The 18,083-nt window shown below is 41.2% G+C and carries 14 protein-coding genes; 5 read left to right on the top strand and 9 right to left on the bottom strand.

What is annotated here, in order from left to right; genetic code table 11:
• Positions 1–55 precede the first annotated feature (55 nt).
• The 8 genes from BM161_RS12545 to hflX all read right to left on the bottom strand — a co-directional run bounded on the left by BM161_RS12545 (position 56) and on the right by hflX (position 10,089).
• Positions 56–997: an RluA family pseudouridine synthase gene (locus tag BM161_RS12545; RefSeq protein WP_074933234.1), complete on the bottom strand. Its 942-nt coding sequence runs from the start codon at positions 995–997 to the stop codon at positions 56–58.
• Entirely contained in the window at positions 978–2,912 is a 1,935-nt protein-coding gene (locus BM161_RS12540; RefSeq protein WP_074933233.1) for a diguanylate cyclase domain-containing protein, read from the bottom strand. The genes BM161_RS12545 and BM161_RS12540 overlap by 20 nt, the downstream gene beginning before the upstream one ends.
• 48 nt (positions 2,913–2,960) lie before the next feature.
• Positions 2,961–3,986: a hypothetical protein gene (locus BM161_RS12535; RefSeq protein WP_074933231.1), complete on the bottom strand. Its 1,026-nt coding sequence runs from the start codon at positions 3,984–3,986 to the stop codon at positions 2,961–2,963.
• Between the two features lie 19 nt (positions 3,987–4,005).
• The gene (gene asnA / locus BM161_RS12530) at positions 4,006–5,037 is read right to left on the bottom strand and encodes an aspartate--ammonia ligase (RefSeq protein ID WP_074933230.1); all 1,032 of its coding nucleotides are present in this window, start codon (positions 5,035–5,037) and stop codon (positions 4,006–4,008) included.
• A 7-nt stretch (positions 5,038–5,044) separates the two neighbouring features.
• On the bottom strand, positions 5,045–5,575 hold the full coding sequence (locus tag BM161_RS12525; RefSeq protein ID WP_074933227.1) for an adenine phosphoribosyltransferase: 531 nt from the start codon (positions 5,573–5,575) through the stop codon (positions 5,045–5,047).
• An 81-nt stretch (positions 5,576–5,656) separates the two neighbouring features.
• Positions 5,657–8,251 (bottom strand): hypothetical protein, encoded by a 2,595-nt coding sequence (locus tag BM161_RS12520; RefSeq protein ID WP_074933226.1) that lies wholly within the window; start codon positions 8,249–8,251, stop codon positions 5,657–5,659.
• A gap of 60 nt (positions 8,252–8,311) precedes the next feature.
• Positions 8,312–8,815 (bottom strand): flagellar basal body-associated FliL family protein, encoded by a 504-nt coding sequence (locus BM161_RS12515; protein WP_074933224.1) that lies wholly within the window; start codon positions 8,813–8,815, stop codon positions 8,312–8,314.
• Between the two features lie 32 nt (positions 8,816–8,847).
• Entirely contained in the window at positions 8,848–10,089 is a 1,242-nt protein-coding gene (hflX, locus tag BM161_RS12510) for a GTPase HflX (RefSeq protein WP_074933223.1), read from the bottom strand.
• Positions 10,090–10,187: 98 nt separating this feature from the next.
• On the opposite strand from hflX, the gene pepF reads away from it, so the two are divergent.
• The 5 genes from pepF to BM161_RS12485 all read left to right on the top strand — a co-directional run bounded on the left by pepF (position 10,188) and on the right by BM161_RS12485 (position 17,677).
• Positions 10,188–12,011 (top strand): oligoendopeptidase F, encoded by a 1,824-nt coding sequence (gene pepF, locus BM161_RS12505; RefSeq protein ID WP_074933221.1) that lies wholly within the window; start codon positions 10,188–10,190, stop codon positions 12,009–12,011.
• Between the two features lie 10 nt (positions 12,012–12,021).
• On the top strand, positions 12,022–13,992 hold the full coding sequence (locus BM161_RS12500; protein WP_074933219.1) for a diguanylate cyclase domain-containing protein: 1,971 nt from the start codon (positions 12,022–12,024) through the stop codon (positions 13,990–13,992).
• 65 nt (positions 13,993–14,057) lie between these two features.
• Positions 14,058–15,074: an adenosine deaminase gene (add, locus tag BM161_RS12495; protein WP_074933218.1), complete on the top strand. Its 1,017-nt coding sequence runs from the start codon at positions 14,058–14,060 to the stop codon at positions 15,072–15,074.
• The gene (locus BM161_RS12490) at positions 15,062–15,937 is read left to right on the top strand and encodes a class I SAM-dependent methyltransferase (protein WP_074933216.1); all 876 of its coding nucleotides are present in this window, start codon (positions 15,062–15,064) and stop codon (positions 15,935–15,937) included. The genes add and BM161_RS12490 overlap by 13 nt, the downstream gene beginning before the upstream one ends.
• Positions 15,938–15,970: 33 nt before the next feature.
• On the top strand, positions 15,971–17,677 hold the full coding sequence (locus BM161_RS12485; RefSeq protein WP_074933214.1) for an HD domain-containing phosphohydrolase: 1,707 nt from the start codon (positions 15,971–15,973) through the stop codon (positions 17,675–17,677).
• Between the two features lie 83 nt (positions 17,678–17,760).
• On the opposite strand, the gene BM161_RS12480 is transcribed toward BM161_RS12485, so the two are convergent.
• The coding region (locus BM161_RS12480) for an IS3 family transposase (protein WP_177206245.1) at positions 17,761–18,083 on the bottom strand (323 nt) is incomplete at its 5' end.

Below are 18,083 nucleotides of genomic sequence, written 5' to 3'. Positions count from 1 at the left end.
ATATTATAAATTACTAATTATTTGTTAGAAACGTCAATAAATTTATGAAAAAATTTTATGAAAATTGTGATTCACATCTTACGTCATATTTCTGGCCAGTCAGCTCAAAGGCGAGGTGTGAGGCGTGAAGATAGAGGCGTTTGGCCGGGCGGCCGCCGTAAAGCTCATCGCCAAAGATGGGAAGGCCGCGGGCTGCGAGATGGACGCGGATCTGGTGGGTACGGCCGGTGTAGAGACTGCATTCAATAAGAAGACACGGGCGGCCTTCTATGGTGATTTTTTTGAGAACGCGAAAGTCTGTTTTTGAGTACTGACCGCCGCGAGACTCCGGAACTTCGCCCCACTTACCCTGCTGGGATTTTCCGGTGATGCGGTTCATGTAGAGCTCCACTGTGAAGGACTCGCCCACACTCTTTTTGTCTTCCACCACTGCGAGGTACTGTTTTGTGAGGTTATGATTCTGAAAAACTTCCGAAACTTCCTTATTAACGGTGCGGGTTTTAGTAAATACAATAACTCCACTTGTTGTGCGGTCCAGGCGGTGCATTATGCCTACATATGGCGGATTTCTCAAAGAAGGATTTCTCTTCCATAAATAGTCTACAACTGCATCATGAAGATTTGCCCTGTTTTCCGTAATTGTCTGTTCAACAGGATAGTCTGCAGGTTTATTCACAAAAATCAGATTTTCATCTTCGTATAAAACTGCATCATCACTCATTGTAAAGGAAGCATCTTCCGGCTGCTTTTCGTAAAAGAATCGCTCAGAATCAAAAAGCACTTCTATAGTAGATTTACCACGCAGTTCAAAGGCGGGACGGTTCACAACTCTGCTATTTACACTTACAGAACCGGAAACTATGAGACGACGGATTTTGGAGTTGGAGAAAAGTCCGTGTTCTGCGGTAGTGTTCACCGAACGCGGTAATTCTCTACGCAGGAATTCATCCAGGCGCTCGGTGGCAGAGGAAGTAAGTTTAATTTTTGTGTCGCTCATGATGTATTTTCTTCTGCTCGTACAGATTCTGATCTGCAAACGTCAGAAGCTCATTTAAGTCTTTATATTGCGGTGTAAATATTGCTGCTCCGATACTCATAGAAAGCCTGAAAGGAAACTTATTTCTTTCCGTAGCTTCTGCACACAGAGTATCTATTTTTTCGCGTAATTTATCAAGGAAAATAAAATCCATTCCCGAAGCAATAATTCCAAACTCATCACCGCTGAGACGACCAATTACATCCATCTTTCGGAAGGTTGTTCTTAAAACATCTGCGGCGGCCTGAATAGCCTTATCTCCACATTCATGACCAAAATGATCGTTTATATATTTCAGCCCATCAAGATCAGCAAAGAAAACAATTCCATCTGTAGAAACTTCTTCTGAAAAGAAAATTAACTTCTGGCCGTATTCCATAAAGCCACGGCGGTTCAAAAGCTGAGTAAGTTCATCTGTTTTTGAACTGATGCTCAAGTCCAGATTACGGGCCTGCAGTTCCTTATTCAAAGACTCCAGCAAAAGCTTCTGCTTAATTGTCATTGTGTAATCATAAGCCTGTACAATTACACTTGTGATAATCTTAAGAAGAATACTGTTCATTCCAAAGTCAGTGCGTTCAGCCTTACAGAAAAGATATCCGTACTGCATGGAACCAAGCATTACCGGCTGAAAAATATAACAGCCCGCATCAAGATTCAGCTTTTCATGTACAAAAAGAGTTTCTTTCAGATTGATATAGCCGCTCTCTTCATAATATTGAGCAATATTATTACCAGTATCAACATTCAAAAGAATACGAGCTTCAGAAGGAGCCTTAAAATCATCATACTGCATTACCTTAACCGGCTCTTTTAGCACAAAAACCATCAGCTTAGAAAAACCTGAAGTTCCTATGATTGATTTAAAGGATTCTGCAAAGTCGCTGAGACTGGAAGTTCCTTTTATTACATCAAAAAGATTTGCAATTCTGCGTTCTTCTTCATAATGCGACATTGCCGCTCTGAAAACATCACGCTTCTTCTGCTCCTGAAAATCTTCGCAACCGCAGGAACGGCGGTATATAGCTTTAAGCTCAGTATTAACAAACTTAGGTAAATCACTGTTTTTTTCTTCAAGAAGACGATAACCAAACTCTGCTGCAGCATAGCCCTGCTCTTCTATTGACTGGTCAACGGTGGCAAGAGACGGAATACTTAAAATTGAATGCGAGGTATTATCAAAACCAAAGACCTTCATTTCAGAAGGAATCTTAATTCCAAGCTCAGAAAAATAATCAAGAACAGCCATTCCCATAAGATCATTGGCACAAAGAATTGCTTCAAATTTTACATCTTCTTTTTTCTTGAATTTTGACTGAAGTTCAGCAAACGCAGAAGATTTGGTGAAGGCCCCGGAAAGCACCCATTCTTCGTGAAAATCAAGGCCGTGTTTTTTCAGCGCATTCTTAAACGCCTCATATCTTTCTTCTGCTTCCTGAGACTGAACCTGATTGGCAGAGAAAAAACCTATCTTGGTACAGCCATGTTCATTTTTTAGATGGCCAACAATTTCATCATAAACTGAATCACACCTGGCTGTTGTATAATAAACGCCCGGCTCTTCAAGATTCATTCCGATTGAAACAACCTTTCTTGCAAAGAACGGCCGAATCAATTCCTTTAATTCATCTCGTGATTTATAAAGACAATAAGTATTCGAAACGATGATAACTTCATCAATACAATTAGATTTTAGATATTCAACACCAGCCCAGTACTGGTAGTCATAGAGTCCGTTTGCAAGGTGTGGTGTAAAAGTCTGAACAAAGAAAACCCGGACATTATCTTTTGTTGAAAAATAGCGATAGATACCCTGCAGAACATGATCTGTATATTCTACAGAAAAATTGTGAACCAGAACTGCTATATTATACACAAGGCCTCTCCTTCCCCTCTGTTAGCATTGGTACATTTTTTTTCTTATCTATTTTACCTCATAATCCGGATATTCGCCATTAGAAAATATTTTCACGGTACAGTGCTCCATACAGACGTCTTCTGCAAAAGCTGTAAGATCTAAGGCTTCTGGTCCCAGCAGATCATCAGGATGATATGAAGTTTCTATTGTAGATTCCTCATTTTCTCCTGCAAGTCGTGACATTGCTCCGTTTATTCCCACTATATCATGAACTAATGTTATAAGATTGTGGCAGTGTTTTTCTTCATATTTTTCGTCCAGAAAAAGCAACTGCATTTTTTCGATTGATTTATGATTTTCACCTTCCGGCACAAAACCGCTTTTGTAGCTGCAGTTATTTACGCGCTGCCATTCTGCAAAATCTGAGAAAAAGCGAGACGGATAAATGCGCAGTGGTTTGAGTACTGAAAGGAACCACGGAACCGCGCGCCCCGAGGTGTAGAAGGTACGGCAGGCAAAGGCAGTGTCACGGCAGTAACGGATGTCGGCTGCAGAAAAAGTTCCACTTACCTTTGCTTCATACTCTTCACTTTCTGTCTGAGGAAAATCTATATGATTCGGATACTGCTGTACTGCAAAATCAAGGCGTTCCATAAACAACTTCTGTGAGTCGCCAGGAACGGTTGCATAAGTTAGCTGAAAACCGAACACAAGCCCTGCTTCATTTAAGAGGCGTGCTTTATTTGCGTAGAATTTTTTATCAAAAAGAAGATGGCCACCCTTTTGAGTACAAACCAGAGGAATGTCAAAAGAGCAGAAAAGATTTGAGGCTGCGGCAATTACCTCGCGGTCAATTACAGCGGCCTCAGCAAGAAAAGAAACGTAAACTTCTGGCGCATGCTGTGCCACAAGTTTCATAAGGCGGAGGAGTTTATTCTTATCACGAGAAACCTTTTCGTCGGTTACGGAAAGTTCTGTTATACCCTTTTGTGTAAGGGTTGTGATTTGAGATTCTAACTCTTCTGCCTTAAACTTGTACTCTTTTGCCATATAAAAAACGGTGGTTTCGATACGATGCTTCGCATCACTCAACCACCGCCTCATTCACATTCTATAACAATTCAATTCCGTGCTTCTTACAGTCGGCTTTGATTGCGTCTGTCCAGACACTTACCTGTGTTTCGCCGATGTGTGCCTTGCGGAGAAGGAACATACAAAGACGTGACTGACCAATACCGCCACCAAGAGTCTGTGTAAGTTCACCGTTGAGCAGTCGTGAGTGGAACTCAAACTTAGCACGTTCAGGACATCCGCGTTCTTCCAGCTGCTGTTTAAGACTTTCAGGGCTTACACGAATACCCATTGAAGAAAGCTCAAAGGCTCTTTCAAGAACAGGGTTCCATACAAGGATATCTCCGTTAAGTCCGCGGTGACCGTCACCACATTCAGTAATCCAGTCATCATAGTCTGGAGCACGTCCGTCGTGAATTGAACCGTCTGGCAGTTTACCACCAATACCTGTGATAAATACTGCACCGTATTCTTTAGCTACCTTATCTTCACGCTCTTTTGGAGTGAGCTTTGGATACATTTTCTGAAGCTCATCTGCATAAAGAATTTTAATGTCCTTTGGAAGAATAGGTTTGATTGCAGGATATCTGTCATAAAGGAAGAATTCAGTTCTCTGGATACAGCGGTAAACCTTCTTTACGATTTCATGAAGATAGAAAACAGTACGATCTTTTGGATCGATTGCCATTTCCCAGTCCCACTGGTCTACATATATAGAATGAATTGCATCAAGTTCTTCGTCCGGACGGAGAGCATTCATATCTGTGTAGATACCAAAGCCTGGTTCAAGTCCGAGGGAAGTAATCTTAAGTCTCTTCCATTTTGCAAGTGACTGAACGATTTCCATTTTAGCATCACCAAGGTCTTTTACCGGGAAGCTTACAGGGCGTTCAACACCATTGAGGTCGTCATTAATACCCTTGCCTGCATCTACGAAAAGAGGTGCAGTAACGCGGGTAAGGTTGAGTTCTGTGCTCAATGCGAGCTGGAAGAAATCTTTAATAGCAACAATTGCATGTTCAGTTTCTTTTGTGTTGAGTATTGATTTATATTTTGAAGGCAGTTTAATCATTTTAGGCTTATTCTCCCAGATAGTTTATGAGTGTAGTTACTTTGCATGGTGAAAGAACTTTCTCATAATTCAGGAATGGAAGACCGATAACGCCAAAGAAATCAGTAACTTCCCCGCCTCCCTGCTCAATCAGATTCTTAGCGGCTGCGAGCGTACCGCCGGTTGCAATTAAATCATCTACAACAAGATAGCGTCCGCCTTTTTTAACGTCGGCTTTGTGAACTTCAATTGTTGCAGTTCCATATTCAAGGGCATAGCTGCACTGGTATGTTTCTCCAGGGAGCTTTCCTTTTTTACGGATCAATACGAGTGGAATTCCAAGTTTTTCTGCAAATGGAGCTGCGAAAACAAAACCGCGGCTTTCAACACCTGCAACACCATCGAATTTCACATCCTTGTATTTTTCTATCATCTGGTCAATACAAAATTTAAGCGCATCAGGATTTACAAGAACACTTGTAATATCATAGAAAAGGATTCCTGGTTTTGGAAAATCAGGTACACGGCGAATAGCTTTATCAAGCATTTCTACAGTCATAAGAAACCTTCTGTCAAAAAAAAATAACGAAACTATTATAATTCTATGAATGAATTAGAGCAAGTGGTAACTTTATTGTAATTACCAGAGAATTGAATCTACGAGTTTTTTGAAATCGGCGTCCTGTTCAACGTCTGTACATTTGAGATCTTCGGCAATACTAAAAACACCGTCTTCTTCGACAATTACCTTTTCTTCCTGAAGTTCAGGAACTTCCTCTGAAAGATTGTCACCGAAGCTGGTCATTGAGAAATCTGGTTCTGAAATATATGAAGGAACTTCTTCTGTAAGCTCCTCTACTTCTGGTTTTGGAGGCTGCCAGTTGATTTCTGCGGCATCTTTTTCTGTAAGATTTGTTACAGGAACTTCACCTTCCGGCTGCTCAAATGTAGGAATAGGATACAATTTTACATTGAGAGTAGCTGCCCCTTCCTTAAAGTAAGCGCTGAAATCTCCAAGCTTAAGTTCCTCTGCAAACAGATTTTCAACATTAGGGAATTCTTCAGAAGCAAAGAAGGTTTCATTTGAAGGCTGGTACTTCTTCTCTGGTACTGCAAGTGATTTGAGGAAGGCATCAATGTCATCCGCTGGAGCGCCAGGCTTAGGCTCAACATACTCTTCAAGCACGTCGAGTTCTTCTTCCTCAACGTCATCGAGAGTTTCTACTTCGTCTTCTGCTTCATCAAGTTCATCAACTTCTTCAGCATCTTCGGCGAGTTCTTCTACAACTTCTTCAGCAGGTTCCTCAGCATCAGTAAGTTCATCTACTTCTTCTGCAAGCTCTTCTACTTCATCAGCCTCTTCAGCTTCTTCAGCAAGTTCTTCTACCTCATCAATTTCTTCGGCATCATCAAGCTCTTCTACTTCCTCTGCAGGTTCTGCTTCTTCTACTTCATCTGCCTCTTCAACAAGTTCCTCAACTTCATCTACAGGCTCTGCCTCTTCTGCAAGTTCCTCTGCATCATCCAATTCTTCTGCATCGTCAAGATCTTCTACTTCATCGAGAACTTCTGCATCATCAAGTTCATCAACTTCCTCTGCGAGCTCCTCTACTTCATCTGCCTCTTCTGCAAGTTCCTCAACTTCATCCAGCTCTTCTGCGTCATCAAGGTCTTCAACCTCATCTAGAACTTCTGCATCATCAAGTTCATCAACCTCGTCAATCTCATCTAGCTCATCTATCTCTTCAACTTCATCATCAACAGGCGCAGGAGCTACTTTCTTAGCCACTGCAGCAGTTGTAGCCGCAGCCACTGCACCCGCTCCCGCAGCAGCAGCAACAGGAGCAACAATATTTCTGTTCTGAAGAACTTCTTCGAGCATGCGGCGGATTTCTGCGATAGAAGCACCAGTTAATTCAGCCGCGCCGCTTACATTTGCAGCAGGAGCACTTTCACCGGCAGAACTTCCGGAAACGCCTGTTTTAGCTTCAAAAATTGCAAAAATTTCATCCCAGTTTTTATCAAGATATTCAGAGAGCTCTTTTCTACGCTTTTTTGAATGAACATGAAGACTCTTAATGATTTCTTCACTCAAATCATTTCTGCGCTGGCGGAAATGACGAGCAACATCCGGCCACTCGCGTTTTTCTTTTCCATCGAGGTAGTTTTCAATAATTCCAAGCTGAATCTTCTTAATGCGCTTCTGCAAAGTAACCACAGGGTCACGGAAGAAGCTGAAAAACAGGAAAACAATGAGAAGAATTGAAATAAATACACAGATGTAAATGAGCATTCTGATTTCTGTAGAAAGCTCAAAAATATCACTTGTATAAACAGCACTTACACGCATTTTTCCAATGCGGTTGCTTGAAAGTCCAAGGTAATAACGGCCGTCTGGAATTGCAAGAAGTTTTTCCGGCTGCTGGCCAGCGTCTCCACCACGGCTCATAACCTCACTTCTAGCCTTCCAGTAATTGAGGAACGGCTGTTTGAAATCAGCTTTTGTACCATGAGGAAGATTAACTACAAAACCGCCGTTAAGATCATCATCTGCAAATAAAGTAAGCCCTTCTCCAAGAGCAAGCACTTCGCGGCTGGTTAATTCCTTTTCAACTTCATGAAGATTAAGATAGAACAGAGCCATGCCCGAATAAATGCCGTCTACCCAGCAGAATGGCACGTTTATAATAATTCGACCGCGTTCTTCATCACAAAGAAGAACAGTTTTTGTTTCACTTGAGTTTTTCTGAAGAAGTTCGAACGAAAGTTCACCCGCATCCTTAATAACATCAGGATAATTCTTGTAAATTTTAGTAAGTCCGTTCTGTTTCAGCAGATCTGTATCATCATAAGAGCTGTAATGCATATTACGCCCATTCTTATCGATGATTCGGATACCTGTAAGAGAAGGAATCTGAGCAAAAAGGTTTTCAGTAAGACGCCGGCGTTGAGTTACATCACTTTCCGACGGGTTCTGGACATAGTAGGTGCGCACAGAGGCGTTTTTAGTCCAGGCATTTTCACCTTTTTCAACAAGCGAGAGAATTTCCGAAATGTATGAATCACAGCTCTCCGATATCTTATCCAGCTGCCCCGTGTTCTCTTCTATTTTTGCCTGAGCATAAAACCTGGTTTCCAGCTCCTTAAAAAGCGTGGAATGAAGGCTCATGACAAAAACCGCGAACAGCGCAAGGGCCGCTAGCAGACTGAAAGCAATCTTCTGGCCAGAAGTCATTTCTACCTTTAGATTATCGGCAAATCAGTCCAATTTCTGTATATGTATAGGAAGATTTTTCTACTCAAGGAAAAGATAATCTGTAAAATATATGCCGCTGATCTTACCAAGGGCTAAATCTGCGTTTATTTCTTCTATTAATATCTGTACTATTCTCTCTTCGGTTTCTGTCAAAAGCTGATTTTTGGTTCGCGAAGAAAAATAAGCCTGAAAAGTTCCTTTTATTGAACCGCTTTTTCTAGAAATCTCTTCAAAAAAGACTGTATCTCCTGCCGGATATGCAAGCCATGGAGATAAAACCATAATTGAACCGCCCTCTTCTGAATCAGATAGAGCAGTAGAAACACGGATAGTTCCAAGTTCATAATATGCAAGTTCATCAGTATTTGCCGGAGCCATAAGGCTAACGGCTTTTCCCTGAGAAATAAGGATTTCCGGAGTCTGCTGTTTTTTTCTTAAAAGGCCTGCAATTGTTCCAACTACAATAACCAGAAGAAGTCCTGCAATTATTGCAAGAAGTATAGTATTAAGAGTTTTGTTTTCTGAATCTGACTTCTGAGGCATTTTTATTAATTTCCTTCTATATATTAGATGTTTTACTCAGTGATGTAAGGCGAAAGAAGGGCTGCAAGGCGTCCTGTGGCACGGGCGGTTATATGAACTCCATCATCAAGCCATTCTTCTTTTTCTATACAGCCGGCTTTTTTCAATTCATTGATAAGCACTGTCTGTGTAGGAGGAAGAATATAGGTTGCAAGCTCTCCATAAAGCAGCTCGTAAATCTTTGATTTAAGATCAAGGAAGCCAATTTCTTCTTTTGCACTGATTAAAATTGCATCCGGGAACTTAAGGCGAAGCTTCTGAAGGGTATGATTTTCATCTTCGGCCTTATCCACCTTGTTCAAAAGAATAAGACGCGGATTTTTGTCTGCACCAATATCTTCCAGAACTGCACAAACTGTCTCATACTGAGCTTCTGCATCAGGATCAGATGAATCCAGAACCAGAAGAAGAAGATCTGCATAGGTTGCTTCTTCCAAAGTTGACTTAAAAGCATCAATAAGATGATGAGGAAGATTACTGATAAATCCTACTGTATCTGTAATCAGAACCCCTGCACTATCGTTAAGCGGAAGCTTACGGGTAAGCGGATCGAGGGTAGCAAAGAGTTTATTTTCTACGTAGGCGTCGGCACCAGTAAGAGCGTTCAGCAAAGAAGATTTTCCGGCATTTGTATAACCAACAAGCGCACAGGAAGGCATTTTGTCTCTCTGTTTGCGCTGGGTCTTGCGGTTTAACTCAATTTCTGCAAGTTCTTTTTTGATTGCACTGATTTTTTCGCGAACCTGACGCTGATCAAGCTCAAGCTGAGTTTCTCCCGAACCTTTTGCACCAAATGCACCACCACGCTGACGTGAAAAATCCTTGTTCATATGAGCAAGACGAGGAAGCGAATAAGAAAGGCGTGCAAGTTCAACCTGAAGAACAGCTTCTTTTGTCTGAGCGCGCTGACCAAAAATACGGATAATTACTTCCTGGCGGTCAAAACATGAAATGCCGGAAAGTTCTTCCCAGTTTCTCTGCTTACGAGGTTCAAGATTAAAGTCAAAAATGATGCAGTCTGCCTCAATCTGTTTTGCAAGTTCGGCAATTTCCTGAGCCTTACCCTTGCCTATTCCATAAGCCGGATGTACTTCCATTCGGTTTAAAGTGAGTCGCTGAACTACATCCATGCCTAGTGTGAGCACGAGTCCTTTGAGTTCCTGTAAATTGTTTCCAGGCTCACCTACAAGCAATGCTCGTGGAACAGCCTGTTCTTCTTTCTCTACATCAATCATCGGGTTAAGTGTACTCCATTTCTGCGTAAACCGCAAATTAATTCGTACTACTCAAGGGCGGGTTTTTAGTGTATATTACTCGTAAAAGAGGTTAAATTATGTGCGCAAAAACAATACCAGCCAGAAAAGACGTTCCAGCAAAAGATAAATGGGATTTGTCTTCAATATATAAATCAGATGATGAATGGGAAGCTGCCCTTAAAACACTTCCTGAATTAACAAAGAAAGTTGCAGCCTATAAGGGACGCCTTGGAGAATCAAGCATTACCCTGCTTTCTGCACTCAAAGAACTTGAAAAAACAAGCCTTGTAATGGAAACAGTTTATCATTATGCGTCTTTGCAGCATGAAGCAGATGAAGATGATACACAGGCAACAGACCGCGACGGCCGTGCAATGATGGCTTACACACAGATGCAGGCAGAGCTCAGCTTTGTTGATCCAGAGATTCAGGAAATTGATGAAGAAAAACTTCGCAGCTGGATTAGCCTTGGTGAATTCAAAGATTACCGTATATATATAGAAAAACTTCTGCATTTTAAGCAGTACATTTTGAGCGAAAAGGAAGAAAGAATCCTTTCTCTTTCAATGCAGCCGGGACAGACTTCAGAAACTGCCTTCAGCGTGCTTACAAATGTTGATATGAACAAAACTTTCGGCACAGTAAACGATGGTGGAGAAGAAAAGCAGCTCACAGAAACTACCTGGAGCCTTTTCATGCATTCTCAGGACCGCAAGGTGCGCGAAGAAGCTTACAAAAAGTTCTATGCAAAATACGAAGAGCATCAGAACACTCTCGCTGCGCTCTACGCCGGCAGCGTAAACCAGGACATTTTCAGCATGCGCGCCAGAGGCTACAACTCAAGCCTTGAGCAGGCTCTCTATGGAAATAAAGTCCCAACATCAGTCTATTACAACCTTATTGACTGCGTTCACAAAAATCTTCCGGCCCTCCACGACTATTACAAATTGCGCCGCGAAATACTCGGCGTAGAGGAACTGCGCCACTATGACGTTTACGTTCCACTCATTAAGTCTGTGGAGACAAAAACATCTTACGAAGACGCCGTAGAAATCTGCCGCAACGCCATGGCGCCGCTTGGCAAAGAGTACACCGAACGCCTTTGCGACGGTTTACTCAACGGCTGGTGCGACCGCTATGAGAATGTAGGAAAGAGAAGCGGAGCCTTCAGCTCAGGCTGCTACATCGGAAATCCATATATTCTTTTGAATTATAATGAAGAAAATATCCGCGACGTGTTCACAATGGCACACGAAGGCGGACACAGTATGCACAGCTGGTATGCCGTACACAATAATCCTTTTATGTGCTACGACTACACAATTTTCGAAGCCGAAGTTGCTTCTACTTTCAACGAACAGCTAGTATTCCAGTATCTTTTGAAAAAAGCAGAAGAGCGCGGAGCCGAAGGTCTTGAAATGAAGAAATATCTTCTTGCAATGCGTGCAGACGATATTCTTGCAACTCTTTACCGACAGACAATGTTTGCAGAGTTCGAACTTAAGGCACACGAGCTCGTAGAAAACGGAACTCCGCTCACCGCAGAGCTTCTTCGCAAAATCTACCGCGAGCTTCTTGAACTTTACTTTGGCCCTGAAATGCATTTTGAATCAAACAGCGACATGGAAGGCCTTAGAATTCCACACTTCTATTCTGCATTCTATGTTTATAAGTATGCAACAGGTATTTCTGCTGCTCTTGCGCTTGCAAAACGCGTTACAAATGGTGGAGAAGCAGAGCGCGAAGACTACTTTAAGTTCTTAAAGAGCGGTGGTTCACGCTACCCTATTGAAGCTCTTAAGGTTGCCGGTGTAAATATGGAAGAAACAGGTCCTGTTCAGGATGCCTGCGATGAGTTCAAAAAAATCATTGCAGAATTGAGGAATCTGTTGGATAATTAATAAATATCTTATGAAAAAGGTAGCTTTATTTGCACACAATCTGACAGTTGAATATGCACTTACCGTAGCGCAGGGAGCTGCTGCATATTACACAAAAGACAAGGATGTGCAGCTGATTCTGGCTCAGACAAATCAGCCGCACTACCCTTATGGCCTTTACGAATATCAGTATTGGGCAGCTGCAGAAATCCTTAATTCTGATGAGATTGACCTCATCATGATTATCACAAGCACCTTTCAAACCTACATAAAAGAAGAAGAGCTTGCCGAGTTCTTAAAACCCTTCACTAAAAAGCCGATTATTTCCATTGCTGTTGATTTGCCCTTCAAAGAGGTTCACTACACCGTCTGCGACTGTGACAAAGCCTTTGACCAGATTATTGCCCATCTGAAAAATGTTCACGGCTGTAAGAAAATCGGCTTTGTTTCTGCAAACGGCACCAGTTCAAAAGAAGCCATAGTGCGTTTTGAAGCTTTTAAGAAAGCGCTCAAGAAAAACGGCTTAAAATATAATCCAGACTGGACAATTGAAGGCTACTTTAGCCGTGATGTATCAAGAAGAGCCCTCTTAGACCGTTATCATTCAAAAGATGAAATTGAATTTGATGCCCTTGTTGCCGCAAATGATCTAATGGCCGAAGGCTGTATGCAGGCTCTTGAAAAGCTTGGCGTAAAAGTTCCAAAGCAGGTAAAGGTTATCGGCTTTGATGATTCTACAAGAGCGTCTTTTACAACACCATCCCTTTCCACAATAAATCAGAATATTTTTGATCAGGGTTACAAGGCCTCTGAGCTGGCACATAAAGTTCTTACAGGTTCTTCAGTACCCCGCTGCACAAAGATAACCGCCTCTCCAATTTACAGACAGTCGTGCGGCTGTGTTCCAATCAGCAATACATCTTTTGTCTGCAAGGATGACAACGGCAAAAGTATTCCAAACCAGCATCTGAATTCTGAAACTCTCGAAAAATACACACAACATTTTTCAGATACAGTTGCCATTTACACTCTGATTGATACCTTCCATACTACACATACGCTTAAAGAACTTTTTGAATCTCTTCCTGCAATTACAATTCAGCTACGCTTCAGTTCAATGGCCGTTGTTCTTTACGATAAGCCTGTTGAATTTACTAAAGAAGCTGATATTGTGATTCCGGAAAAGGCTTATCTACGAACTTACATTGATAACAATAAGCAGGTTATTCCTTATGATGATAAGGGTATTGAAATTAACCCGCATAAAAAGCTTTTGCCGAATACCTATTTTACTCAGATGCCTGGAGTGTATATTCTTCATGCAATTTTTGCGGGAGAAAAACAGTACGGTTATCTCATAGTTCAGGTTCCGGACTCTAAGTTTGAGATTCATCATATCTATCTTAAACTTCTGATTAACGCAATTGCGCACGCTTACGACTTTAATCAGACTCTGGACAGAAACGAACTGCTTTCAAACCGCAATGAACGGCTTTTGAAAAACAACCACGAATTAAACATTCAGTCTACAGAAGACGAACTTACAAAGGTTCTTAACCGACGCGGCTTTATTGACCACGCAGAAAAAGAACTTAAACGTGCTGCAAAGAACGGAAAAGGCGGAATTGTTTTCTTTGCAGATATGGATGGCCTCAAGAAAATCAATGATACATGGGGCCATCAAATTGGAGACCTTGCAATTCAGACACAAGCAAAGATTCTTGTAGAAACCTTCCGTGAATCTGATATTGTAGGCCGCCTCAGTGGTGATGAATTTGCCATTGTTTCTACAGGCCTTACAAAAGGGTATATTTCTGCCATAAAGGAACGAATCAATCAGCTAAACAGACTGTATTCTGAAAAAGCAGAGCTTCCTTTTACCCTTTCAATCAGTCTGGGCTATGTAGAATTCTCGCCGGATAATTGCGATCTAGATGAACTGCTCTCAAAAGCAGACCAAAAACTCTATGAAGAGAAAGAATTGAAACATTCACACCAGTAATTGCATTATCCGCAGAACCGTGTTAAAATTGATTAGGGTGCAAAAAAAGTTAGGAGACGATTAAATTGAATAAGTCAGAATTTAAATCATTTTTATCAGCTGTTCCAAAAGCAGAACTTCATCTTCATCTTGAAGCAGTTATTACATTAAGCGGAATTAATAAGCTCTACAAAAATAAATTCGGCAAAGAAATGTCTAAAGAAGAGCAGAAAGAGCTCTTCTCATATAACGACTTAAACGGCTTTATTCAGTCCTTTCTGAAAATTCAGGGAATGTATTCTTCTGTAGAAGATTTTAGAGTTGTTTTTGATGAACTTAAGAAATATCTTGTTAAAAATGGAATAACTTATACTGAAGTATTCTTTGCACCTACTGCCTTCCTTAAAATGGGCTTTAAATACGAAGACATGGTTCGTGTCTTCCACGAAAAAATCACAGAAATCAAAGAAAAAACAGGCATTACAATTAAGCTTTTGATGGACGTTTCTCGTACCTTTGGCTGTGATAATGCTATGAATAACTATAACCTTTTGAAACAGTTCCCTTGCGAAGATATCATTGGTATTGGACTTGGCGGTGCTGAAGCAAAAGGACCTGCTAAAGACTTTGCTCCTGTTTATGAAAAAGCTCTTAAAGAAGGCTTCCATGCAGTTGCCCATGCCGGAGAAGATGTTGGCCCGGAAAGCATCTGGGATGCGATCAACTACCTTCACTCAGAACGTATCGGCCACGGTATTACTGCCATTCAGGACGAAAAGCTTATGGAAGAACTCAAAAAGTCAAAGCTTCCTGTAGAAATCTGTATTACTTCTAACACCTTTACAAAGAAGATTGTTAAGAAAGCAAAAGATCACCCTGTTCGCGTATTCTTTGACAAGGGCATTCCTGTAAACATCAACACAGACGACCCTGTATTCTTTAAGACTACCCTGCTCGACGAGTTCTGGATTTGTCACAAAGATTTGAATTTTACTATGGACGAAATTAAGGAACTTGTAAAGAACAGCTTCCGCCAGTCGTTCATGAGCGATAAAGAAAAGAAGGATGCCGTTAAGGCTGTGGATGCAGCTTGGCAGATCTAAACAAATACTACAATAAATTCCACGAAGAACACCGTCTCACAACGCGCCATGGTCAGGTAGAATTCCGCACCACTATGCATTTTATTGAAGAGTCGATAAATACGGTGGTTGAGCCAGGAAATACGGTGGTTGAGCCTGTCGAAACCACCGCAGACGACGGCTCTCAAAATGTGGTTTCGATACGTCCTTCGGACTACTCAACCACCGGTGTTCCCGTAAAAATCGCCGATATCGGTGCTGGCACCGGCCGCTATTCCATAGAACTCTGTCATCGCGGCTACGACGTAACTGCCGTAGAACTTGTAAAACACAATCTGGAAATTCTCCGCGCCAAACACGAAAACATAAAAACCTGGCAGGGCGACGCACGTAACCTTCACTTCCTCGATGACGAAACCTTTGACATCACCCTGCTCTTTGGCCCGCTCTATCATCTTCATGGAGATGACGAAAAACTCAAGGCATTAAACGAAGCAAAGCGAATTACAAAAAAAGGCGGCATAATTCTTGTTGCCTATGTAATGAACGAATATAGCGTAATTTCCTACTGCTTTAAGGAACACAAATGGACCGAGGTTGCAGCCAAAGGCGGACTCAGCTCAGACTTTCACACCGTCTGTACCGAAGAAGATTTATACGACTATGTTCGCGTTGAAGATATCAACCGCCTTAATGAAGCAGCCGGCCTTGAACGCATCAAACTTATTTCCGCAGACGGAGCTGCAGACTATATGCGCCGCGAACTCAACGAAATGAGTGAAGAAGAATTTGAAGCGTTCTGCAAGTTCCAGATTTCCATTTCTGAAAGACCGGAATTAGTTGGAGCTGGAAGTCATTGTGTAGATATTCTCCGAAAAAACTAGAGTTATCTGAAAAACTGTCTTATAATTGATATAATGAATTTGAGAATCATCTATCTTATAGCCTTATTCATCTCACTGGTTGCACTCTATCTTTACTACGAAATCAATTCAAACAATTTAAATAAAAACTATCTCACACTTTTTCTGACAACTTTTGTTTCAAACTTTGGTTACGCAATGTCTGTTCACGCAGACACTCTGGAAGGCGCACTCTCTGGAAATCTTCTTTCTTACATTGGAAGTATTTTTACACTTCTGTTTGGTCTTATTGTAATCTTAGACATGTGCCACAAGAAGTTTTATTTTGTTTTCCGGTTCGGACTTCTGATTTTTGCAACTGTATTAAGCATCTTACTGGCTACAACAAAAGAAACTCAACTTTTCTTTGCACACCCGTACATCGTAACTGAAATGGGACTCACACTTATCAAATTTAAAATGGGTCCTGCAATGATTTTCTACATGTGCTTTATTGCGGGAATAAACATAGCCGCTATAACTTCTGTCATTCATTCTATCTTTACAAAAAACAATGTTTCAAAAAAATCACTTCAGATTCTTTTGTGTATGCTGATTTTTGGAACTCTCGCTTATATCATACCGCTTGTGATAGGCACAAGAATTAATCTTATGCCTTACATCTATATCTTCATGGAATCCTTCTTTCTGTATTTTTCTGCAAAGACAAATACTTATGACCTTCAACTTAATCTTTTGAACGTATACAAAAACCGTACTGGCTACGGCTACATTGCTTTTGACAATAAAAAACGCTTTTTGGGATGTGATGATTTTGCCCTCACCTTCTTTCCAAAGCTTAGCGAAATCTCCCTAGATTCCTATATTCCGAAAACTTTTACAAACATCATAGACAATCTTCATTATGATGACTGGAACTGGAACGAACATTGTAACGAAGATTTCCGAATTCAATATAGTGATAAAGCGGGCATCTGTACAATTCACAGAATCTCTGCCAGCAAAATGAAGATGGGATTTTTCCTTGAACTTAGAGATGATACCGAACAGCAGAATTATATCAAAGGCCTGAACTCTTTTAACAAAGAACTTTCTCATCTTGTAAAGGAGAAAACCGAACAGGTTACAGATATGCAGGATTCTATCATCAGGGGAATTGCCACAATGGTAGAAAGCCGCGACAACTCTACGGGCGGCCACATTCTGCGCACCAGTGACTGTATTCAGATTTTTGCAGAAGAACTTCTCAAACACAAAGAGATTGAAAAGCTTTCTCCGGCTTTTCTTCAGCTTCTGGTTAAGGCTGCACCTATGCACGACCTTGGTAAAATTGCAGTTGATGATTCAATTCTCCGTAAGCCTGGAAAGTTCACTCCAGAAGAATATGAAAAGATGAAGGAGCATCCGGCTAAGGGTGCAATTATCGTAAAGAAAGTTTTGAGCGGAATTAACGATGAAGAGTTCCGTCAGATTGCAGTAAACGTTGCGCACTATCATCATGAAAAATGGGATGGAACCGGCTACCCTGAAAAACTGAGCGGAGAAGCAATTCCACTTGAAGCGCGCATAATGGCACTGGCAGATGTTTTTGATGCACTGGTAAGTAAGAGATGCTACAAAGAAGCCCAGTCTTTTAACCAGGCCTTCGAAATAATCAAAAATGATTTAGGTAAACACTTTGACCCGGTTATTGGAAAAATATTTATCGAGTGCCGGCCACAGTTAGAGGAATATTATAAATCTTCAGTACAAGACTTATAATAGATTGTCGGGTCAAGCCCGACAATGACAGACAAATGTCATCCTCGGGCTTTGAAGTGCACCCCAATTATTGGACACTTTAACTAGGCTGATTTTAAGGACTGATTCCTGAATTGTAAAGGGGTCAGTCCTTTTAATTTAACCTTAATTCTTTTTTCGTTGTACCAAGACAAATATTCAACTAATTCTTTTTTGAAATGTTCAACGGATTCAAACTTTTGTAAATATAAAAGTTCGGATTTCAGCAATCCAAAGAAATTCTCCATTACCGAATTATCAAGACAGTTGCCTTTTCGCGACATGCTTTGCCTGATTCCTTTTTCTTTCAGTCGCCTCTGATAATCATACATCTGATACTGCCAGCCCTGATCAGAATGAAGAATCAGATTTGTTCCATCCGGAATCT

The organism is Treponema bryantii, assembly GCF_900113965.1.
Classification (GTDB): Bacteria; Spirochaetota; Spirochaetia; order Treponematales; family Treponemataceae; genus Treponema_D; species Treponema_D bryantii_A.
The sequence above is the reverse complement of the archived record's forward strand: the minus strand, read 5'-3'. Positions and strand labels throughout refer to the sequence as shown.